Here is a 19,707-nt window from a genome sequence, read left to right as displayed (position 1 = left end):
TGTACTGCGCCATCCGCTCGAAAAGTGTTACAGGCGGGTCGGCACGAGTTTCAGCGAATGTTCAGCGGATGCCGAGCGAGCCGCCGAGGGGGCTCGCGGGGGTCAGGGTCCGGGACGTCTGCTGTCCGTCCATCGTGGCCGCATCCCCACGCCGGCCGCCCACGGTGACCCCGTCCAGGAGCGACTCGCAGTAGGCCTGGACGCGACCGGACCCGCGGGCCAGCAGCGCGAGCCGCTCACGGCTCTCGGCGGTGAGGCGGCCCGCCCGGTAGTCCTTGCACAGGTCCACGGCCTTGAGCCGGAGGTCCTGCTTCTCCCTGTCGCCGTCCTTGACGTCGCCCTCGACCCCGAGGGTCTCGCGGGTTCCGCTCCCGCCGCCCACCTCGCCGTCCCGGGTGTCCCGGCCCGTGCCGCCGGTGGCGGAGGTGCCCGACGAGGCGCCGCCGGTGGCCGAGGCGCCGGGCGAGGTACGCCCGTTCGCGCCGGGCGGCTGCGTCTCGCCCGAAGTCGCCCCCGGTATCGCGCCGTCGCCCCGGTGCGGGGTGCGCCGGCCCTGCGGGGCGTCGGTCGGGGCGCCGCTGCCGACGCCCTTCGCCGCGTCCTCGTCGACGCTCACGGACATCGCCGGCCCCGGTCCCGCGGAGTCGTACCGGTCCTGGTTCAACAGCCCCGCGGCGGCCGCGGCGGCCAGGCCGCCGACGGTGACGCTCGCCAGGGCGGCCGCCAGACCGAAGCGCACGGCCCGGCCGCGGCGGAACGCGGGCGCGGTGGCGGCGGAGGCGGTGGGTCCGGCGTGGCCGATCTTCACGAGGGGTTCGGCGTGCAGTACCGCGTCCGGCAGAGGGGCCGCGGATCGCCCGGCGCCGCGCGCCGCGCGGAAGGCGGCAACGGCGACGGCTTCGCCGGCCCGTGCGTCGGGCGGCGTCTGCGGCCGGGCCAGGGAGTCGAGGGCCGCGCGCAGCCGGGCGGCTTCGGCGCGGGCGCGGGGGTCCGCGGCCGGGCACAGGGATTCCAGCGGTTCACCGCGCAGCAGTTTCTCCGCGGCGGCTTCGTCCAGCCACCGCCTGTCGCGCTCGTCGGCCATCACATGTCCTTCTGCGTCCGCCAACGTGAATGCGTCACACCGGTTTGTTCCACGAGGCCCCCGCCTCGTCCGCGCTGTGCGGGAACGGCGTCGAGATCCCTCCCGCCTCCGCCGTCCCGCGGCCGGCCACCGGCATTATGACCGACGGCGACTCCGAGGTCCGAGTCGGGAGGCAGGTCGCCGTCCCCGTCCTGTGCGCCGAGCAGTTCGGCGAGCTTCTTCAGCCCCCGGTGCGCGGCGGTGCGTACGGCACCGGGGCGCTTGCCCAGGGTCTCGGCCGCGCTCTTGGCGTCGAGCCCGACCACGACCCGCAGGACGACGGCCTCCGCCTGGTCCTGGGGGAGCTGGGCGATCAGGGCCATGGTGGTGCCGGTGGAGAGGGACTCCATGGCGGCGGAGGCGGTGTCGCACTCCGCGGCCCAGCCGGTCAGTTCGGTCTCGTCGCCGCCGATGGCGGGGCGGCGGCCGCGCATGCGGATGTGGTCGAGGGCCCGGTTGCGGGCGATGCGGGCGGCCCAGCCGCGGAAGCGGTCGGCGTCGCCGGTGAAGGAGTCGAGGTCGCGGGCGATCTGCAGCCAGGCCTCGGAGGTCACGTCCTCCGCGTCGCCGTCTCCGACGAGCGTGCGTACGTATCCGAGCAGGCGTGGGTGCACGGCGCGGTACACAGCACGGAACGCGTTCTCGTCGCCGTCCTGTGCCGCGAGCACCGCGGCGGTCAGCTCCGCGTCGTCCCCCAGCAAAGTCCCCAACCCGTTCAAACGTCCTGTACGTGTGGCGCAAATCAGCACGTTACGGGTTTCCGCACCCCTCGTCCATGTGTTGTACAACCTGCAACCATTCCTGCGCGGAGCGAGGTGTGACACAAAACGCACCCGAGGCGCTGACAGGAGTACGGGCTTGTCGCACGAGCCCGTGTCGGATGGCGACCGGGGCCTCTCCTGTGGGGGGTGGCGGCCCCGGTCGTCCTCCACCTCTCCGCGGTGCGCAGTGTCTTCACTCACGTCACCCACGTCACCCGCGACGCTCACGTCATCCTTTCGGCTCACTTCCGGGTGAAAACCTCGAATGGGTACGACACTCCCGGCCCTCCGTCGATAGCGTGGCGGCACACCCGCGTCGCGCCCCGAGGAGCCCCCCGCTGTCCAGCCACCTTCCGGCACAGGTCCGTGGCAGCTCCGACCCCTCCCACGGCCCCGGACTGGCGCGGTTCAACGCCCTCTCCCCCGAGGTCGCCCGGGCGGTCCTGCTCCAGTGCTGCGGGAGCCGGCGCTGGGCGCACCGGGTGGCCGCCCATCGCCCGTATCCCGACGTGGGCGCCCTGCTCGCCGCCGCGGACGAGGCCTCGTACGACCTCGCGCAGGCGGACCTGACGGAGGCGCTGGCCGTCGAATGCTCGGCGGAACTCGAACACGGGGCCCCGTACGCCGCGGTGCTGGCCCTCGAAGCGGCCCAAGCCGAGTACGAGCGCACGTTCGGACACGCCTTCGTGATCAGCCTCGACGAGCACCCGCCCGAGGAGCAGGCGGCCCACCTGCTCGCCGCGATCCGCCGCCGGATGGGTCACGAGGTGGACGAGGAGCGCTCGATCTCCGCGGACGAGCTACGGCGGGTGGCGCGGACCCGATTGACCGACATGACGCACTGGCTGACCTCTGCGGATGGGGTATCTGCTGCCGAATTCAGGCTATTCGCCCCTGTGGGATAGTCCGTCCGTGGCTGTTTGATCACACCGATGACCCCCGGGCGAAGGAACCGACAAAGCGTCGCTACGATGTCCGGGGCCGGTGGACCGTACCCGGCCGGGCCCGACCGACAAAGAAGCCGGCTGGCCCCCGCCCCGCTTCCGGAGGGTTTTCCGTGCCGGCTGGAACGTTGTACCGCGGCCGGGAAGGAATGTGGTCCTGGGTGGCTCATCGAGTCACCGGCGTCCTCATTTTCTTCTTCCTGTTCGTACACGTCCTCGACACCGCACTCGTCCGCGTCTCCCCCGAGGCGTACGACGACGTGGTGGCTACCTACAAGACTCCGATCGTCGCGCTGCTGGAATACGGCCTCGTCGCCGCCATCCTGTTCCACGCGCTCAACGGTCTTCGCGTCATCGCCGTGGACTTCTGGTCCAAGGGCCCGCGCTACCAGAAGCAGATGCTCTGGACCGTCGTGAGCGTCTGGGTCGTGCTGATGGCCGGGGCCGTGTACCCCGTCCTGAACCACGCCTACCTCGAACTGTTCGGGAAGTGACACGCATGTCTTCTGACACTTCTTCCGCTCAGGCGATCGGCGACGTGGAGGGCGTTTCCCTCTACGACGTCGACAACCCGGCGCCGTACATCGAGGCCCCGCGCAAGCGGACGGGCAAGACCCCGCGCTCGACCCGCGGCAACTTCGAGATGGTCGCGTGGCTCTTCATGCGCCTCTCGGGCATCGTGCTCGTCGTCCTGGTCATCGGCCACCTGCTGATCCAGCTGGTGCTGGACGGCGGCGTCTCCAAGATCGGCTTCGCCTTCGTGGCCGGCCGCTGGGCGTCCCCGTTCTGGCAGGTCTGGGACCTGCTGATGCTGTGGCTGGCCATGCTGCACGGCGCCAACGGTCTGCGTACCGTCATCAACGACTACGCGGAGCGCGCCAACACGCGGCTGTGGCTGAAGGGCCTGCTCTACACCGCCACGGTGTTCACCATCCTTCTGGGCACGCTGGTGATCTTCACCTTCGACCCGAACATCCGCTAGGCAACGGGGCTGAGGCGAACCAAATGAAGATCCACAAGTACGACACCGTCATCGTCGGCGCAGGCGGCGCCGGCATGCGCGCCGCCATCGAGTCGACGAAGCGCAGCCGCACCGCCGTGCTGACGAAGCTCTACCCCACCCGCTCCCACACGGGCGCCGCGCAGGGCGGCATGGCCGCCGCGCTGGCCAACGTGGAGGACGACAACTGGGAGTGGCACACCTTCGACACGGTCAAGGGTGGTGACTACCTGGTCGACCAGGACGCCGCCGAGATCCTGGCGAAGGAGGCCATCGACGCGGTCCTCGACCTCGAGAAGATGGGCCTGCCGTTCAACCGCACCCCGGACGGCACCATCGACCAGCGCCGCTTCGGCGGTCACTCCCGCAACCACGGCGAGGCCCCGGTCCGCCGGTCCTGCTACGCCGCGGACCGCACGGGCCACATGATCCTCCAGACGCTGTACCAGAACTGCGTCAAGGAGGGCGTGGAGTTCTTCAACGAGTTCTACGTCCTGGACCAGCTCCTGGTCGAGGAGGACGGCGTCAAGAAGTCGGCCGGTGTGGTCGCGTACGAGCTCGCCACCGGCGAGATCCACGTGTTCCAGGCCAAGGCCGTCATCTACGCCTCCGGCGGCACCGGCAAGTTCTTCAAGGTGACCTCCAACGCGCACACCCTCACGGGTGACGGCCAGGCGGCCTGCTACCGCCGCGGCCTGCCGCTGGAGGACATGGAGTTCTTCCAGTTCCACCCGACGGGCATCTGGCGCATGGGCATCCTGCTGACGGAGGGCGCCCGCGGTGAGGGCGGCATCCTCCGCAACAAGGACGGCGAGCGCTTCATGGAGAAGTACGCGCCGGTCATGAAGGACCTCGCGTCCCGTGACGTCGTCTCGCGCTCCATCTACACGGAGATCCGCGAGGGCCGCGGCTGCGGTCCCGCCGGCGACCACGTGTACCTGGACCTGACGCACCTGCCGCCGGAGCAGCTCGACGCGAAGCTCCCGGACATCACCGAGTTCGCGCGCACGTACCTGGGCATCGAGCCGTACACGGACCCGATCCCGATCCAGCCCACCGCGCACTACGCCATGGGCGGCATCCCGACCAACGTCGAGGGTGAGGTCCTGGCGGACAACACCACCGTCGTCCCCGGCCTGTACGCGGCCGGCGAGGTCGCGTGCGTGTCGGTGCACGGCGCGAACCGCCTCGGCACCAACTCGCTGCTGGACATCAACGTCTTCGGCAAGCGCTCGGGCATCGCGGCGGCCGCGTACGCCCACGCGAACGACTACGTCGAGCTGCCGGAGAACCCGGCGAAGGACGTCGAGGAGCTCGTCGAGCGCCTGCGCAACTCCACGGGCAAGGAGCGGGTCGCCGACCTGCGCCTGGAGCTCCAGGAGACGATGGACGCGTGCGTGATGGTGTTCCGTACGGAGCAGACCATCAAGACCGCGGTCGAGAAGATCGCGGAGCTGCGCGAGCGCTACAAGAACGTGTCCGTCCAGGACAAGGGCAAGCGCTTCAACACGGACCTGCTGGAGGCCATCGAGCTGGGCAACCTGCTCGACCTGGCCGAGGTCATGGCCGTGTCCGCGCTGGCGCGCAAGGAGTCCCGCGGCGGTCACTACCGCGAGGACTACCCGAACCGCGACGACGTCAACTTCATGCGCCACACCATGGCGTACCGCGAGGTCGGCGACGACGGCAAGGACTCCGTCCGGCTGGACTACAAGCCCGTCGTCGTCACCCGCTACCAGCCGATGGAGCGTAAGTACTGATGGGCACCCCGACCCTGAGCAAGACGGACAAGATGGAGGCCGCGGCCGCGGCTTCGCCCTTCATCACGGTCACCTTCCGGATCCGCCGCTTCAACCCGGAGATCTCGGACGAGTCGACCTGGCAGGACTTCCAGATCGAGATCGACCCGAAGGAGCGCGTGCTCGACGGTCTCCACAAGATCAAGTGGGACCTCGACGGCACGCTGACCTTCCGTCGCTCGTGCGCGCACGGCATCTGCGGCTCCGACGCGATGCGGATCAACGGCAAGAACAGGCTCGCCTGCAAGACGCTGATCAAGGACATCAACCCGGAGAAGCCCATCACCATCGAGGCCATAAAGGGCCTCACGGTGATGAAGGACCTCGTCGTCGACATGGAGCCCTTCTTCCAGGCGTACCGGGACGTCATGCCGTTCCTGGTCACCAAGGGCAACGAGCCGACGCGCGAGCGCCTGCAGTCCGCCGAGGACCGCGAGCGCTTCGACGACACCACCAAGTGCATCCTGTGCGCCGCGTGCACGTCCTCGTGCCCGGTGTTCTGGAACGACGGCCAGTACTTCGGCCCGGCGGCGATCGTCAACGCGCACCGCTTCATCTTCGACTCGCGTGACGAGGCCGGCGAGCAGCGGCTGGAGATCCTGAACGACAAGGACGGCGTGTGGCGCTGCCGCACGACCTTCAACTGCACCGACGCGTGCCCGCGTGGCATCGAGGTCACGAAGGCGATCCAGGAAGTCAAGCGTGCGCTGATCACGCGCCGCTTCTGACCTTCCGGTCGTAGGTTCCGCACGGAGGCCCGCACCCCCAGCACGGGGTGCGGGCCTCCGTCGTGTCAGGCGTCGGACTCGGTCGGGAGGCCGGCCTCGACCCAGTCCTGGATGCCCTCGCGGTACTTGCGGACGTTCGTGTAGCCGAGGGCGGTGAGCCGGTCGGCGACCTGGCCGCTGTTGGGGCAGGCCGGGTTGGAGCAGTAGGTGACGATCGCGGCGCCGAGGTCGGGGAGCAGCTCCGGGGCCCGGTCGTCGACGTCCGCCCGTACGAGCTCCACGGCCCCGGGCAGATGCTGCTTCGCGTAGTACTCGCCGCCGAGCGTGTCGAGCACGGTCACCGTGCCCTCCGCGATGGCCTGTTTCAGTTCGTCACGGGTGATGAGTGCCGTCATGGCCATACCCTCCCAGAGAAACGGACTATAGTCCGGTTGTGGATCGATACATTAACGGACCGCAGTCCGTTTACGCAATCACCCCGCCCCCGTCGCCGAAAGCCCCGAAGGAGCGCGCCGACGCGGCCCGCAACCGTGCCGCCGTACTCGAGGCGGCCGCCGCGCTGTTCGCCGAACACGGCGTGGAGGGCGTCTCGATGGACCAGATCGCCGCGGCGGCCGGCGTCGGCAAGGGGACGCTGTTCCGGCGCTTCGGCGACAAGTCGGGGCTGGCGACCGCACTGCTGGACGCGCGGGAACGCGTACTGCAGCAGGCGATCCTGTCCGGCCCGCCGCCGCTGGGCCCCGGGGCGCCGACCGCGGACCGGCTCGCCGCCTTCGTCGACGCGTACCTCGACTACCTGCTGGAGCACCTGGACCTCGTACGGGTCTCGGAGACGGCCACCCCCGGCGCCCGCTACCGCATCGGCGCCTACCGCTTCTGGCACCACCACCTGTCGATCCTGTTCGCCGGCTCACCCGACCCGCAACACGCGGCGCACGCACTCCTGGCCGCGCTCGCGGGCGAGCACGTCACGGCCCTGCTGCCCGAACTCGGCGAGCAACGCGTCCGCGAGGGCGTACGCCGGCTCGCCCGGGCCCTCGGGGCCTGGTAGGGGTCGGGGCGGCGCTCCGGTCAGGGACGCGTCAGGGTCGGATGGGGGTCGTCACCGATGGCCGGTGGATCAAGCTCACGGCAGGCTTACAGCCATGAAGAACTCCGCGAACTCCGCTACCCGCAAGGCCCGTTGGATCACCCTGGTCGCCGCCGGCGCGGCCGTCGCGTCGCTCACGGTGGGCGCCCTGCCCGTGGCGGCTTCGGCGGCCGAGCGGACCCCCGCGCCCGTGACCGGCACCTTCCACGGGCCCCGGTCCGTCAACACCGCCGCGCTGACCAAGGCCATGGCCCCGGGCAAGGTCGCGACCGGGACGATGGTCCGACTGGGCGGCCCCGGCGTGCGGTGGACCGAGGCCACCGGACCGCTGTCCCAGGACCCGGCCGCGAACTTCCGCATCGGCAGCGTCACCAAGCTGTTCACCTCCACCGTGGTGCTCCAGCTGATCGGCGAGGGCCGCTTCACCATGGACACCCCGGTGCAGGAGATCCTCCCGGGGACCCTCCCCGCGCACTGGCAGCCGATCACCGTGGGCCAATTGCTGAGCCACACCAGCGGCCTCCAGCTGCCGTGCGTGGACTTCGTGGACGGCGAGGCCCCGACCCCGGAGCAGGTGATCTCCCACTGGACGGACCCGAAGTGCGCGGCGCCCCAGTACCCCGTGCTCACTCAGCAGTACAACGGCGCCAACTACTTCCTCCTCGGCATGGTGATCGAGAAGACCACCGGCCGCACCTACGCCGACGAGGTCCAGCGCCGGATCGCCCGCCCGCTCGGCCTGCGCCACACCTACTCCCCGAAGGCGGGCGACCGCTCCCTCCCCGGCCCGGTGCTGGCCGACGCGAGCGAGATCGAGCCGTGGGCGTGGGCCGAGGGCGGCATGATCTCCAACGCCCCCGACCTGGAACGCTTCATGACGGCCCTGATGCGAGGCCGACTGCTCAAGCCCGCCGAGCAGCGGCAGTTGTTCACCATGCCGGCGATCGCGGACAAGGCGAACCCCTTCAGCATGGCCGGGTTGCTGCGCCAAGAGGTCGGCGGCACCGTCGTCTGGGGCAAGACCGGCTCCATGGGCCGCTCCACGAGCGGGGTGTTCGCCACCGACCAGGCCGCGCGCACCGTGGTCTACTCCCTCGTACCGGCCACCAGGGACAAGGACCTGATGCGTGCTCACATCGGCGCGCTGGTCGCCGCGGGTCTCTGACCGGGGTACGGAGCAGGGGGTCCTTGTGGAAGGATCGGCCGTATGAGCGAGCAGCAGCCGAATCCGTACGCGAGCGACCCTTCCCAGGGCGGGGACGCCTACAAGTGGGGCCCCGGTGAGGCGAGTTACGGCTACCCGCAGCCGTACCCGGCGTCCCCGGCCTACCAGCCGACCATCGGCGGCGAGGGCCTCCCGGCCCCCGCCCCCCAGCCCGCCGCCGCCCCCGTCGGCGGCGTCGGCATGTCCATCGGCGACATCACCATCGCCGGGGACCAGATCATCACCCCGTCGGGCGCGATGCCGCTCAAGGGCGCGATGTGGAACGCGACGGACTTCTCGCGCACCGAGGAGAAGATCCCGACCCACGCGATCGTCCTCGCGATCGTCTTCTTCATCTTCTGCCTGCTCGGGCTGCTGTTCCTCCTGATGAAGGAGAAGAAGACCACGGGCTACATCCAGGTCACCGTCACCAGCGGCGGCCGCCACCACTCGACGATGATCCCGGCGCAGGACGCGACCACGTACCCCTGGGTGATGTCGCAGGTGAACCTCGCGCGGTCGCTGAGCTTCTGACCTACACGCCCTCCGCGGTGAAGCGGCGCCAGGCGGGCGCTTCACGGTCCACGCCCGGGTAGCGCGCTCGGACAGGCCTTCGAACACGCCGGCGGACGCGGCCCCGATCCGCGAGGATCGGGGCATGATCCTTATCCATGATGTGGACGGCCCCGAGAGCGGGCCCGCCGTCGTCCTGCTGCACTCCTCCGTCTGTGACCGGCGCATGTGGGAGCCGCAGTGGCGCCCTCTGATCGAGGCCGGGTTCCGGGTGATCCGGCCGGACTTCCGCACCTGCGGCGAGTCCCCCGCCGCCGAGGCCCCGTACAGCGACGAGGGAGACGTACGGGACCTGCTCGACCACCTCGGCGTGCGGCGGGCGGTCTTCGTCGGCAGCTCCTACGGAGGCCGGATCGCCCTGCAGTTCGCCGCGCGGCATCCGGAACGGGTGGCTTCCCTGCTGCTGCTCTGCGCGGGCCGGCCCGGTCACGAGCCGAGCGCGGAGCTGCGGAAGTTCGGTGCGGCCGAGGACGCCCTGCTCGACGCGGGGGACCTGGCCGGCGCCGCCGAACTCAACGCCCGCACCTGGCTCGGCCCGGACGCGGACGCCGACGCGCACGCGCTCGTACGGGCCATGCAGCTGCGGAACTTCGAGGGCGCCCTGGCCGTCACCGAGAGCCATGAGCTCCCGGACTCCCCCGTGGACCTGGCGGCCGTCGCGGCCCCCGTCCTGGCCCTCGGCGGTGCCCACGACCACCCCGACTTCCGCCGCATCGCCGCGGAACTCCCCGCGCTCGTCCCGGGGGCGGAGCACCGGGAGCTGCCGTGGGCGGGCCATCTGCCGTCACTGGAGCGCCCGGAGGAAACGACCCGCCTGATGCTGGAGTTCCTCCGGTCCTGAGGTCGCGCCACGTTCGCTTGAACTTGTTCAAAAAAGGCCCTACAGTCAGTCCTGCCAACAAGTTGAACACGTTCAAGGGGGCTGAGGGCTATGGACCTCACCGTGGTCGCGTACGTCATCTACCTGCTCGTCAGCATCGGCCTCACCATCTGGGTCGCCCGCACGCTCAGCCGCAACGGCCGCGTCTTCATCGGCGACGTCCTCCAGGGGAACGAGAAGCTCGCCGACGCCGTCAACCAACTCCTCGTGGTCGGCTTCTACCTCGTGAACATCGGCTTCGTCGCCCTCTTCCTGAGCTCGGACGAGGTGATGGCCGAGCCCCGCGACCTCTTCGAGGCGCTGTCGGTCAAGCTCGGCGTCGTCCTCCTGGTGCTCGGGGTCATGCACCTCGGCAACGTGTGGGTGCTCAACAAGATGCGCCGCCGCGGGATCATGGAACGCCAGCAGACCCCGCCGCTCGCCCCGCAGGGGTGGACCGCTCCGGCCGGGGCCTGACCGATGGCCACTCCGGGGCCGGCGGTGTACCACCTGACCGTGCTCTACGACGCCGACTGTCCGCTCTGCGTGCACATCCGGCACTGGCTGCTCGGACAGCGCTGGCTGGTACCGCTACGGCTGATCCCCGCCGCGTCCTTCGAGGCGCGGCGGCGGTTCCCGGAGCTCGACCACGAGTCGACGCTCCGCGAGATCACCGTCGTCGGGGACTCGGGCCAGGTGTGGACCGGGACGGACGCCTTCATCGTCTGCCTCTGGGCGCTGTCCGAGCACCGACCGCGGGCCAACTGGCTGGCCACCGCGGCCGGCCGGCCCTTCGCCCGGGCCGCCATGTACACGGCCTCGGCATGGCGGCAGGCGGTACGGACCGAGGGCGGCGCGGGCGACGATGTGGGGTCGGAGGGACCGGCCTGTGACGACCATTGCCCCGTCCCCCGATAGGCTCATACACCGTGACTGATCAGAAGGCTCCCAAGAGCGAGCAGACCCGCACGCTCATCCTCGAGACCGCGCTCCGACTCTTCCAGGAGCGCGGCTTCGACAAGACGACGATGCGGGGTATCGCGAAGGAGGCCGGCGTCTCGGTCGGCAACGCCTACTACTACTTCGAATCGAAGGAACACCTGGTCCAGGGGTTCTACGACCGGATCGGCGCCGCGCACCAGGCGGCGGTCCGGCCCATCCTGGACAGCGAGACCGATCTGCAGAAGCGGTACGCGGGCGTGTTGACGGCCTGGATGGACATCGCGGCCCCGTATCACGAGTTCGCCTCCCAGTTCTTCAAGAACGCCGCGGACCCGGAGAGTCCGCTCAGCCCCTTCTCCCCGGAGTCGGAGGCCGCGCGGCAGGCGGCGATCAGCATCCACCGCGAGGTGCTGGCCGGCGCGAAGACCAAGGTGCCGGCGGAACTGGCCGACGTACTGCCCGAGCTGATGTGGCTCGCGCAGATGGGCCTGGTCCTCTACTGGGTCTTCGACCGTTCACCGAACAGCGAGAAGACCCGGCGGCTCGCCGAGCGCGGCGCGCAGCTCACCACGCGGGGCATCGTGCTGGCCCGGTTCCGGGTGCTGCGACCGCTCGTGCGCGAAGTGCACGAGCTGTTCGCGGACTTCCTGCCGGGCATGGCCCAGACGGCGACGGCGGGGGGCCGCAAGAGGGCCTCGGACCCCGACCCGGAAACCGCCTGAGGCACGCCAAGACACCTCCTAGAGCCAGTTCAGCTCCCACAGGCGCCAGACCCCGGTGCCGTCGGAGAGGTACTGGGCTCCGGTGACGGCGTCGCGGGACATCACGAAGTCCTTCTTCTGCCAGATCGGCACCATCGGGGCCTGCTGGGCGACGACCTTCTGGAGCTCGCGGAAGTCGGCGGCCGCGGCGGCCCGCTCCGAGTGGGACTGCGTACGGGTGATCAGCTCGTCGACGTGCTTGTCGGAGAAGCCGCTGTTCATGGAGGAGTCGGCGCCGACGAGCGGGGCCAGGAAGTTGTCCGCGTCCGGGAAGTCGGCGATCCATCCGATCGCGTAGACGTCGAACTCCCCGGCCGCGTACCCCTTCTGGAAGTCGCCCCACTTCTCGACCGGCTTGACCGTCAGCTGGAACAGGCCGGTGCCCTCCAGCTGCCGCTTGAGCTCCTCGGCCTCGGGGACGTTCGCGCCGCGCACGTTGACCCCGAGGGTGAGGGCGACGGGCTCGGTGATCCCGGCGTCCTTCAGGAGCTTCCTCGCGGTCGCGCCGTTGGGCGCCGGGTAGGCGTCGAAGAACGGCGTGCTGTGGCCCGCGACGCCCGCCGGGACGAGGGAGTACAGCGGGGTGACGGTGCCCGAGTAGACCTCGGTGGCCAGCTTGGGCCGGTCGAGCACGGCGGCGACGGCCTGGCGGACGGCGGGCGGCGCCGCGGCCGCGCCGGGGCGTACGTTGAAGACCAGGGAGCGGGTCTCGGTGCCGCCGGAGGCCTGGTAGCGGGTGTCCTTCATGCCCGGGTTGAGCGCGGCCAGCACGGCCGGCGGCATCTCGCGGTGGGCCACCTCGATCTCCCGCTCGTTCCACGCCTTGTCGAGCTGCGCGGAGCCCGCGTAGTACTTGACGGTGACGGCGGCCCGGGCGCGCTTGGCCTGGCCCGCGTACGCGTCGTTGGGCAGCAGCTCGGCACTGGCGCCGGCCTTGTACGCGCCGAGCCTGTAAGGGCCGGAGCCGTCGATCTTGCCGTCCTCGCGCAGGGCCTTCGCCGGGTACTTGTCCTTGTCGACGATCGAGGCGGCGCCCGTCGCGATCTTGAAGGGGAAGGTGGCGTCGCGGGCGGAGAGGTTGAAGGTGACCGTGCGGCCCTCGGCCTTGACCGATTCCAGGGTGTTGAAGAGCGGGGCCGGGCCCTGGTCGGAGTTGATCGCCTTGATCCGGTCGAAGGAGTGCTTGACGTCCTCGGCGGTGATCTGGCGTCCGTTGGAGAACTTCACGTCCGGGCGGAGCTCGCACTGGTACGTGGTGAGCTTCTGGCCGACGAACCGGCAGGCGGAGGCGGCGTCCGGCACGGGGGTGTCGGAGCCGGGCTTGATGGTCAGCAGCGACTGGTAGACGTTGCTGTACAGGGCCCAGGAACCGGCGTCGTACGCCCCGGCCGGGTCGAGGGCGGAGACCACGTCACTGGTCCCGACCCGGATGGCCCCCCGGTCGCCGCCCTCCCAGGGCACCAGCTGCCAGGCACCCACCCCGACCACGCCGAGGACCAGCCCGGCAACGATGATTTTCGAGCCGACAGACGGCATCCCGCTGACCCCACCCCTGTACCGGCGACAGAACCCCACTGTCCGATATCCGGATACCGGCCATCCCATCACGGAATATCAGCCACCGGAAGGTCGGTTCGTGACCCGTCGGACGCGATTCGCTGCCGGTTGGGGAGGGTCAGGCCTGGTATGAGGCGAGTTCGACCACGGTGATGTCGGACGGGGCGCCCACCCGGACCGGAGGCCCCCAGGCGCCGGCCCCGCGGGAGACGTACAGCTGGGTGTCCCCGTAGCGCTCCAGCCCGGCGACGGTGGGGTTGGCGAGCTCGGCCAGGTAGTTGCCGGGCCAGAGCTGGCCGCCGTGGGTGTGGCCGGAGAGCTGGAGGTCGACGCCGTGCCGGACGGCGTCGTGGATGACCACGGGCTGGTGCGCGAGGAGCACGGCGGCACGGGCCCGGTCGCGGTCGCCGAGGGCCGCCCGGAAGTCGGGGCCCTCCCCCTCGCTCTCGCCCGCGATGTCGTTCACGCCGGCGAGGTCGAAGTACGGCAGGGCGCGGCGGGCGTTCTCCAGGGGGGTCAGGCCGAGTTCGCGGACGTGGTCCACCCACTGCCGGGCGCCCGAGAAGTACTCGTGGTTCCCGGTGACGAAGTACGCACCCTGGCGCGCGGCCAGCCGGCGCAGCGGCTCGGCGGCGGGCCCGAGGTCGTGGACGTCGCCGTCGACGAGGTCGCCGACGATGGCGATGAGGTCGGGCTGGGTGCGGTTGACGGTGTCGACGATCCGCTGGGTGTGGGCGCGGCCGAGGATCGGCCCGAGGTGGACGTCGCTGACGACGGCGATCCGGAAGCCGTGTGCCGCGCGGGGCAGTTTCGCCAAGGGGACCCGGACCCGCTTGACGCTCGGCCCGCGCAGGACCCCGTAGGCCCCGGCCCCGACCGTCCCGACGGCCACGGCGGCGGCCGCGCCGCCCAACGCTCGCGCGACGAACCTCCGGCGGTCCAGCAGATCGGCCCCGGAGCCCTGGGCCGTGCCACCGGTGTCGGGCGCCTCGCCTGCGACTTGCTCAGACGGGGGCGCGGCGGCGGCGCCCGTGCCCGGGGCGGCGCCCCCGGCGCGGGAGTCCACGGCGCGGGCGCCCACGGAGGCGGCGGCACTCTCCAGCCCCGCCGGCGTTTGAGGCGCGGGGTGCGGGGCAGCGCGCCGTTCCACCCCGGTGGGAGGCCGCTGGGCCACACGGCGGAGCAACAGCGCGCGGATCGGCTCCGCGACCAGCATCGTCAGGGTCAAGTACAGGAGCACCGCGAGCCAGAGGAACCCCGGCCAGGCCACCGTCTGCTGGAGCCAGAAGGGGGCACCGCCGCGGCCGGTGGTCAGGGCGGCCACAGAGAGGAGCGGCAGGGTGATGATCAGGACCGTGCCGACCCGCCGGGGCAGGCCGCCGGGGACGGTGGTGTCGCGCACCAGCCGGATCCAGAGCCAGCGGTGGACCAGTACCAGGAGCGCCAGGACCGACAGCGCGACCAGCGCGAAAATCGCGATCTTCATGCGGAGTGACCCTCGTCCGTTCCCTCGCGTGATTCCCGACGCAGCGCCCGGACCCCGCGCAACCCGATCACACCGACGGCCGTCCCCAGGAGGAAGGACGTCACCGCGAGCGTCAGGTGCACCCAGAAGTAGGAGGTGGGGTCACCCGCCGCGTCAAAGGCCAGGCCACTGCCGTTCTTCCACAGGTTCCGGACGAAAGACACCCAGATGAACCAGCTCCACACTCCGAAGGCGAGCAGGAACCAGGAGGCGGTACGGCTGAGTCTCATGCCCTCAGTATCGGATTCTTCCCCAGGACGGACGCGCCGGGGTGGGCTGTCCCGGCGGAGCTTGCGACGAATTGGCCGGTCCGTGACGACGATCAGCTCATCGGGATGTACTTTCACCTGCGTGTCCGCCAAGAAGACCGCGCTGACGGTCCTTATCCCCGCGCTGCTCGTCCCGGCGATGCTCGTGGCCCCCGCGCACGCCGCGCCGTCCCCGCCGGCCGACGGGAAGGGCGGGCCCGCCAAGGCCCCGCAGGCCCCGGCGCCGCCCGCGTCGATGTCCACGGTCGGCGGGGCGCGGCTCGGCCAACCGGGGACGCAGGTCAATCTGCTGCCCGGCGCGCCCGCGCTGCCCACGAACCTGACGGGCCGGTCCTGGATCGTGGCGGACGCCGAGTCCGGCGAGGTCCTCGCGGCGTACAACGCGCACTGGCGGCTTCCCCCGGCCTCCACGATGAAGATGCTCTTCGCGGACACCCTGCTGCCGGGGCTGCCCAAGGAGCAGGTCCACAAGGTCACCGAGAAGGACATGGACGGCGTCGGCCCCGGCAGCAGCCTGGTCGGGGTGAAGGAGGACCTCGAGTACAGCGTCCACGACCTGTGGCTGGGGGTGTTCCTGCGGTCGGGGAACGACGCGGTGCACGTGCTTTCGGCCATGAACGGCGGCGTCGAGAAGACCGTCAAGGACATGCAGGCGCACGCCGAGGAGCTGCAGGCGCTGGACACGCACGTCGTGTCCCCCGACGGGTACGACGCCCCCGACCAGGTGTCGAGCGCGTACGACCTGACGCTCATCGCCCGCTCCGGGCTGCAGAAGCAGGACTTCCGCGAGTACTGCGGCACGGCCGAGGCCAAGTTCCCCGGCAAGCAGGAGGCGGGGAAGCCGCGCGAGTACTTCGAGATCCAGAACACCAACCGGCTGATGACGGGCGCCGGCGGCATCTCCCCCTACAAGGGCATCGCCGGGGTGAAGAACGGCAACACCACCATGGCCGGCTCCACCTTCACCGGCGCCGCCCAGCAGGGCGAGCGGAAGCTGCTGGTCACGGTGATGAACCCGGGCGCGGGCGGGGCGAACTCGGTGTACGAGGAGACCGCCGCGCTGCTCGACTGGGGTTTCGCGGCGGCCTCGAAGGTCAAGCCGGTGGGTGAGCTGGTGCCGCCGAAGAGCGAGGACACCTCCGCCCACGGTTCCCCGGCCCAGTCGCACGAGAACAACCCGTCGGCGGCCGGCGGCGGCTCGGGAGGTTTCGGCACCGCGCTGGGCGTCGCCGGCGGCGTGCTGGCCGTCCTGGCGGGCGGCGCCTTCGTGGTCAACCGGCGCTGGCCTCGCGGCCGGCGGGGCCGGGGCGAGGACCTGGTGTAGCGGCGGCTTCGTCCTCGCCTTCCTCCCCTGCCTCGTCGTCCTCGGTGACCGTCCAGGCTGCGCAGAACAGCAGCAGCTTCGCCGTGAAGTTGATCCAGAGCAGCAGGGCGATCGGCACGCCGAAGGCCCCGTACATGCTCTTCGCGGCGACCCCCTGCATATAGCCGCTGAGCAGCAGTTTCAGCAGCTCGAAGCCGACCGCGCCGATCAAGGCCGCCTCGATCAGGCGGCGGCGCGACGGCTCGACCCCGGGCAGCAGCGTCAGGACGTAGAGCAACAGCAGGAAGGCGGCCAGTACGCCCACGAGGAAGGCGGCGGCGCGCAGCAGCCCGCCGCCCGCGCCGTGCTGCGGGATGCCCAGCCACTCCGCTGATTTGCCGACCGCGCTGGCCCCGAAGATCGAGGCGGCGGCGGAGGCCAGGCCCACCCCGCCGAGGCCGAGCAGGACGAGTCCGTCCTTGCCCTTGCGGGCGATGGGGTTCCCCTGGTCCTCGTCGTCCTTTTCCCACACCGCGCGCAGGCAGTCCCGCATCGAGCCCACCCAGCCGATGCCGGTGAAGAGGAGGATCACGCCGGCGACGAGACCGACCGTGCCGGCGTTCGCGACGAGCCCGTCGATGTTCAGCTGGTCGGAGATCCCCGGCACCTGCTCCGCGAGGTTCTTCTCCAGCCGGTCCAGCTGCTCCTCGCTGAGCAGCGCCGCGCCGATGGCGGCGGCCACGGTGATCAACGGGAAGAGCGCGAGGAAGCTGATGAAGGTGATGGCGGCGGCGAGCCGGGTCCAGTGCGCGCGGTCGAGACGTTCGTACGAATGCCACGCGTGCGTCCGCATCAGACGGGCCACCAGCGGCCCGATCACCGGGAGTTTCGTGAGCCAGTCCATGAAGTCACCGTAATTGAGCCGACGGAAATAGCCGGGATTGTCGGTTTCGGAGGCTACGGTCGTCGCTTGTGACTTTTCACCCGTCGACTCATCCGTTCCACACCCTGGTCCTCCGGAGGCTGAGGTTCCGCGCCCGGCGCACCTTCCGGCTGCCCCTGCGACCCCTCGTTCAGGAAGGACGTGCGGTCGCCGCGGCCGTCGCGTCGGCGGGCGCGCCCGGCTGCGCCGGAACGCCCGTCGGGCCCGTGCCGAAAGGGTATTCGCGCAGCTTGCGCCAGACCCCGTCGGAACCCTGCTCGTAGAGCGCGAAGCTCTCGCAGAGCCACTCGGCGGCATACTCGGCGAGCGTGGCGAACGCCAGGTCCATCGCCTCCTCGGAGATCCCGTGGGCGACGGTGACGTGCGGGTGGTACGGGAAGGCCAGCTCGCGGCTGAGCGGGCCGTCCGGGTCGCGGACCTCGCCCTGGAGGCGGGTACAGCCCGCGCCGCCCTCGACGACCTGGACGAAGACGACCGGCGACAGGGGCCGGAAGGTTCCCGTCCCGGCCAGCCGCATCCGGAAGCCCCGGAAGGCCTGCGCGACCTCGGCCAGGTGGGCCCGGATCGCCGGCAGCCGGTCGGCCTCCACCTCGGTGGGCGGGAGCAGGGTGACATGCGTGGGAATACCGTGCGCGGCGGCGTCCCCGAAGCCGGCGCGCAGCTCCTGGAGCTGGCTGCCGTACGGCTCCGGGACCGCGATCGAAACGCCGAGCGTTACGGTCCCCACGTATGTCTCCTCCGTCGTTTGATTGCGTGCTGTCGCCTCAGTGTGGCGGCAGCACCCCCTGTCCCGCCAGGGTCGTCTTTCGCGAGCGCTTCCGTCAGTGCTTGGCGGGCAGGAAACCGAGCCGGTCGTAGGCCTGCGCGAGCGTCTCGGCGGCCACCGCGCGGGCCTTCTCCGCGCCCTTGGCCAGGATGGAGTCCAGCGTCTCCGGGTCGTCCAGGTATTCCTGGGTGCGCTGCTTGAACGGTGTGACGAAGTCGACCATCACGCCGGCCAGGTCGGTCTTGAGCGCGCCGTAGCCCTTGCCCTCGTACTTCGCCTCCAGCTCGGGGATCGTCTCGCCCGTGAGGGTGGAGTAGATCGTGAGCAGGTTGCTGACGCCGGGCTTCTCCTCGGTGTCGAAGCGGATCTCGGTGTCGGTGTCGGTGACCGCGCTCTTGATCTTCTTCTCGGTGACCTTGGGCTCGTCGAGGAGGTTGATCAGGCCCTTGGGGGACGACGCGGACTTCGACATCTTGATCGCCGGGTCCTGGAGGTCGTAGATCTTCGCGACCTCCTTGACGATGTGCGCGGCGGGCAGGGTGAAGGTCTGGCCGAAGCGGTGGTTGAAGCGCTCGGCGAGGTCGCGGGTCAGCTCGACGTGCTGGCGCTGGTCCTCGCCGACCGGGACGGCGTTCGCCTGGTAGAGCAGGATGTCGGCGACCTGGAGGATCGGATACGTGAACAGGCCGACGCTGGCGCTGTTGACCCCGCCCTTGGCGGACTTGTCCTTGAACTGGGTCATCCGGCTGGCCTCGCCGAAACCGGTGATGCAGTTCATGACCCAGCCGAGCTGCGCGTGCTCGGGCACGTGGCTCTGGACGAAGAGCGTGCAGCGCTCGGGGTCCAGACCGGCGGCGAGGAGCTGCGCGGCGGAGAGACGGGTGTTCGCGCGCAGGGCCGCCGGGTCCTGCGGCATGGTGATCGCGTGCAGGTCGACGACCATGTAGAAGGCGTCGTGCGTCTCCTGCAGGGCGACGTACTGGCGGATGGCTCCGAGGTAGTTCCCGAGGTGGAACGAACCGGAGGTGGGCTGGATGCCGGAGAGCGCGCGAGGACGATCAGAAGCCATGGCCTCATTCTCTCAGGTGCGGGGGCGGGCTCGGGCCCGCCGATGTCCGGAACCTTCCGCCGCTCGGCTCCGTCGGTGCCGTGCCGCCTCGGGCGCCGCCGTACGGGGGGCGTGGCCCGGTGGCCGGATCTCACCCCGGCCGAGCGACCGCTTTCCGTCGGGCACGGGGATGCCGCTGCGCGGGGCGTCCTGGGCTCCGCCCAGACCCGCGCCTCAAACGCCGGCGGGGCTGGAGTCGGCCGGTGCCGTCCGCCAGGCGCGGGTTTCGGGGCGCGGAGCGCCGTGCTTGAGGCCGCGCCCAACGGCTCAGGTCGGACGAATCCAGCCCCGCCGGCATTTGAGGCGCGGGCGCCCGGGGCAGAGCCCCCGGCACCGGCGCCGCACCATTCAGCCCCGCCGGCGTTTGAGGCGCGGGGGTCCGGGGCGGAGCCCCCCGGCACCGGCGCCGCACCAACCAGCCCCGCCGGCGTTTGAGGCGCAGGGGGTCCGGG

The 19,707-nt window shown here is 70.8% G+C and carries 22 protein-coding genes; 13 read left to right on the top strand and 9 right to left on the bottom strand.

Annotated elements, in window-relative coordinates:
- Positions 1–61 precede the first annotated feature (61 nt).
- On the bottom strand, positions 62–1,084 hold the full coding sequence (locus tag ACFV9H_RS25170; RefSeq protein WP_385402084.1) for a hypothetical protein: 1,023 nt from the start codon (positions 1,082–1,084) through the stop codon (positions 62–64).
- Positions 1,084–1,824, bottom strand: coding sequence for an RNA polymerase sigma factor (locus ACFV9H_RS25165; protein WP_385402174.1), 741 nt, complete (start codon positions 1,822–1,824; stop codon positions 1,084–1,086). Before ACFV9H_RS25165 ends, ACFV9H_RS25170 begins: the two co-directional genes overlap by 1 nt.
- A 359-nt stretch (positions 1,825–2,183) precedes the next feature.
- Between ACFV9H_RS25165 and ACFV9H_RS25160 the strand changes: the two genes are divergently transcribed.
- From ACFV9H_RS25160 to ACFV9H_RS25140, 5 genes are all read left to right on the top strand, one after another.
- Positions 2,184–2,789 (top strand): 2-oxo-4-hydroxy-4-carboxy-5-ureidoimidazoline decarboxylase, encoded by a 606-nt coding sequence (locus ACFV9H_RS25160; RefSeq protein ID WP_385402081.1) that lies wholly within the window; start codon positions 2,184–2,186, stop codon positions 2,787–2,789.
- A gap of 152 nt (positions 2,790–2,941) precedes the next feature.
- Positions 2,942–3,322, top strand: coding sequence for a succinate dehydrogenase, cytochrome b556 subunit (sdhC, locus tag ACFV9H_RS25155; protein WP_385402078.1), 381 nt, complete (start codon positions 2,942–2,944; stop codon positions 3,320–3,322).
- Between the two features lie 5 nt (positions 3,323–3,327).
- On the top strand, positions 3,328–3,810 hold the full coding sequence (locus ACFV9H_RS25150) for a succinate dehydrogenase hydrophobic membrane anchor subunit (RefSeq protein WP_385402076.1): 483 nt from the start codon (positions 3,328–3,330) through the stop codon (positions 3,808–3,810).
- A 23-nt stretch (positions 3,811–3,833) separates the two neighbouring features.
- Positions 3,834–5,588, top strand: coding sequence for a succinate dehydrogenase flavoprotein subunit (gene sdhA / locus ACFV9H_RS25145; RefSeq protein ID WP_385402073.1), 1,755 nt, complete (start codon positions 3,834–3,836; stop codon positions 5,586–5,588).
- Positions 5,588–6,355 (top strand): succinate dehydrogenase iron-sulfur subunit, encoded by a 768-nt coding sequence (locus tag ACFV9H_RS25140; RefSeq protein WP_385402071.1) that lies wholly within the window; start codon positions 5,588–5,590, stop codon positions 6,353–6,355. The genes sdhA and ACFV9H_RS25140 overlap by 1 nt, the downstream gene beginning before the upstream one ends.
- A 65-nt stretch (positions 6,356–6,420) precedes the next feature.
- Here the strand turns inward: ACFV9H_RS25140 and ACFV9H_RS25135 are convergent, their stop codons facing one another.
- Positions 6,421–6,750 (bottom strand): rhodanese-like domain-containing protein, encoded by a 330-nt coding sequence (locus tag ACFV9H_RS25135; RefSeq protein WP_385402069.1) that lies wholly within the window; start codon positions 6,748–6,750, stop codon positions 6,421–6,423.
- A gap of 38 nt (positions 6,751–6,788) precedes the next feature.
- Here ACFV9H_RS25135 and ACFV9H_RS25130 point away from each other — a divergent pair, with 38 nt between their 5' ends.
- The 7 genes from ACFV9H_RS25130 (at position 6,789) to ACFV9H_RS25100 (ending at position 11,745) form a co-directional block, all read left to right on the top strand.
- On the top strand, positions 6,789–7,406 hold the full coding sequence (locus ACFV9H_RS25130; protein ID WP_385402066.1) for a TetR/AcrR family transcriptional regulator: 618 nt from the start codon (positions 6,789–6,791) through the stop codon (positions 7,404–7,406).
- A 94-nt stretch (positions 7,407–7,500) separates the two neighbouring features.
- Positions 7,501–8,610 carry a serine hydrolase domain-containing protein gene (locus ACFV9H_RS25125; RefSeq protein WP_385402063.1) on the top strand — a complete coding sequence of 370 codons (1,110 nt, stop codon included), beginning with the start codon at positions 7,501–7,503 and terminating at the stop codon, positions 8,608–8,610.
- Between the two features lie 42 nt (positions 8,611–8,652).
- On the top strand, positions 8,653–9,183 hold the full coding sequence (locus ACFV9H_RS25120) for a hypothetical protein (protein WP_385402061.1): 531 nt from the start codon (positions 8,653–8,655) through the stop codon (positions 9,181–9,183).
- 124 nt (positions 9,184–9,307) lie between these two features.
- Positions 9,308–10,063, top strand: coding sequence for an alpha/beta fold hydrolase (locus tag ACFV9H_RS25115; protein ID WP_385402059.1), 756 nt, complete (start codon positions 9,308–9,310; stop codon positions 10,061–10,063).
- Between the two features lie 90 nt (positions 10,064–10,153).
- On the top strand, positions 10,154–10,558 hold the full coding sequence (locus ACFV9H_RS25110) for a hypothetical protein (protein WP_385402057.1): 405 nt from the start codon (positions 10,154–10,156) through the stop codon (positions 10,556–10,558).
- Between the two features lie 3 nt (positions 10,559–10,561).
- Positions 10,562–10,999, top strand: coding sequence for a thiol-disulfide oxidoreductase DCC family protein (locus ACFV9H_RS25105; protein WP_385402055.1), 438 nt, complete (start codon positions 10,562–10,564; stop codon positions 10,997–10,999).
- An 11-nt stretch (positions 11,000–11,010) separates the two neighbouring features.
- On the top strand, positions 11,011–11,745 hold the full coding sequence (locus tag ACFV9H_RS25100) for a TetR family transcriptional regulator (protein WP_385402053.1): 735 nt from the start codon (positions 11,011–11,013) through the stop codon (positions 11,743–11,745).
- Between the two features lie 18 nt (positions 11,746–11,763).
- Here the strand turns inward: ACFV9H_RS25100 and ACFV9H_RS25095 are convergent, their stop codons facing one another.
- The 3 genes from ACFV9H_RS25095 to ACFV9H_RS25085 form a co-directional block, all read right to left on the bottom strand.
- Positions 11,764–13,320 (bottom strand): ABC transporter substrate-binding protein, encoded by a 1,557-nt coding sequence (locus ACFV9H_RS25095; protein WP_385402050.1) that lies wholly within the window; start codon positions 13,318–13,320, stop codon positions 11,764–11,766.
- A gap of 139 nt (positions 13,321–13,459) precedes the next feature.
- A complete protein-coding gene (locus tag ACFV9H_RS25090; protein WP_385402047.1) occupies positions 13,460–14,827 on the bottom strand; it encodes a metallophosphoesterase in 1,368 nt (455 codons plus the stop codon).
- Positions 14,824–15,096, bottom strand: a complete 273-nt coding sequence (locus tag ACFV9H_RS25085) for an SCO4848 family membrane protein (RefSeq protein ID WP_385402044.1) — start codon at positions 15,094–15,096, stop codon at positions 14,824–14,826. Before ACFV9H_RS25085 ends, ACFV9H_RS25090 begins: the two co-directional genes overlap by 4 nt.
- 121 nt (positions 15,097–15,217) lie before the next feature.
- Here ACFV9H_RS25085 and ACFV9H_RS25080 point away from each other — a divergent pair, with 121 nt between their 5' ends.
- Positions 15,218–16,459: a D-alanyl-D-alanine carboxypeptidase family protein gene (locus tag ACFV9H_RS25080; RefSeq protein WP_385402041.1), complete on the top strand. Its 1,242-nt coding sequence runs from the start codon at positions 15,218–15,220 to the stop codon at positions 16,457–16,459.
- On the opposite strand, the gene ACFV9H_RS25075 is transcribed toward ACFV9H_RS25080, so the two are convergent.
- From ACFV9H_RS25075 to trpS, 3 genes are all read right to left on the bottom strand, one after another.
- The gene (locus ACFV9H_RS25075) at positions 16,407–17,342 is read right to left on the bottom strand and encodes a YihY/virulence factor BrkB family protein (RefSeq protein ID WP_385402038.1); all 936 of its coding nucleotides are present in this window, start codon (positions 17,340–17,342) and stop codon (positions 16,407–16,409) included. The genes ACFV9H_RS25080 and ACFV9H_RS25075 overlap by 53 nt on opposite strands.
- Before the next feature lie 169 nt (positions 17,343–17,511).
- Entirely contained in the window at positions 17,512–18,108 is a 597-nt protein-coding gene (locus tag ACFV9H_RS25070) for a 2'-5' RNA ligase family protein (protein ID WP_385402035.1), read from the bottom strand.
- 94 nt (positions 18,109–18,202) lie between these two features.
- Positions 18,203–19,216, bottom strand: coding sequence for a tryptophan--tRNA ligase (gene trpS, locus ACFV9H_RS25065; RefSeq protein ID WP_385402033.1), 1,014 nt, complete (start codon positions 19,214–19,216; stop codon positions 18,203–18,205).
- Between the last annotated feature and the right edge of the window lie 491 nt (positions 19,217–19,707).

It is taken from the genome of Streptomyces sp. NPDC059874 (assembly GCF_042731135.1).
In the GTDB taxonomy this organism is placed as follows: domain Bacteria; phylum Actinomycetota; class Actinomycetes; order Streptomycetales; family Streptomycetaceae; genus Streptomyces.
Note: the sequence above shows the minus strand (reverse complement) of the source record. Positions and strands in the feature narration are given on the sequence as shown.

What these genes read in the sequence shown, in the direction of transcription:
- ACFV9H_RS25170 (WP_385402084.1), bottom strand. Translation starts at nt 1,084, where the DNA reads ATGGCCGACGAGCGCGACAGGCGGTGGCTGGACGAAGCCGCCGCGGAG.
- ACFV9H_RS25150 (WP_385402076.1), top strand. Translation starts at nt 3,328, where the DNA reads ATGTCTTCTGACACTTCTTCCGCTCAGGCGATCGGCGACGTGGAGGGC.
- sdhA (WP_385402073.1), top strand. Translation starts at nt 3,834, where the DNA reads ATGAAGATCCACAAGTACGACACCGTCATCGTCGGCGCAGGCGGCGCC.
- ACFV9H_RS25140 (WP_385402071.1), top strand. Translation starts at nt 5,588, where the DNA reads ATGGGCACCCCGACCCTGAGCAAGACGGACAAGATGGAGGCCGCGGCC.
- ACFV9H_RS25135 (WP_385402069.1), bottom strand. Translation starts at nt 6,750, where the DNA reads ATGACGGCACTCATCACCCGTGACGAACTGAAACAGGCCATCGCGGAG.
- ACFV9H_RS25125 (WP_385402063.1), top strand. Translation starts at nt 7,501, where the DNA reads ATGAAGAACTCCGCGAACTCCGCTACCCGCAAGGCCCGTTGGATCACC.
- ACFV9H_RS25120 (WP_385402061.1), top strand. Translation starts at nt 8,653, where the DNA reads ATGAGCGAGCAGCAGCCGAATCCGTACGCGAGCGACCCTTCCCAGGGC.
- ACFV9H_RS25115 (WP_385402059.1), top strand. Translation starts at nt 9,308, where the DNA reads ATGATCCTTATCCATGATGTGGACGGCCCCGAGAGCGGGCCCGCCGTC.
- ACFV9H_RS25110 (WP_385402057.1), top strand. Translation starts at nt 10,154, where the DNA reads ATGGACCTCACCGTGGTCGCGTACGTCATCTACCTGCTCGTCAGCATC.
- ACFV9H_RS25105 (WP_385402055.1), top strand. Translation starts at nt 10,562, where the DNA reads ATGGCCACTCCGGGGCCGGCGGTGTACCACCTGACCGTGCTCTACGAC.
- ACFV9H_RS25095 (WP_385402050.1), bottom strand. Translation starts at nt 13,320, where the DNA reads ATGCCGTCTGTCGGCTCGAAAATCATCGTTGCCGGGCTGGTCCTCGGC.
- ACFV9H_RS25090 (WP_385402047.1), bottom strand. Translation starts at nt 14,827, where the DNA reads ATGAAGATCGCGATTTTCGCGCTGGTCGCGCTGTCGGTCCTGGCGCTC.
- ACFV9H_RS25085 (WP_385402044.1), bottom strand. Translation starts at nt 15,096, where the DNA reads ATGAGACTCAGCCGTACCGCCTCCTGGTTCCTGCTCGCCTTCGGAGTG.
- ACFV9H_RS25075 (WP_385402038.1), bottom strand. Translation starts at nt 17,342, where the DNA reads ATGGACTGGCTCACGAAACTCCCGGTGATCGGGCCGCTGGTGGCCCGT.
- trpS (WP_385402033.1), bottom strand. Translation starts at nt 19,216, where the DNA reads ATGGCTTCTGATCGTCCTCGCGCGCTCTCCGGCATCCAGCCCACCTCC.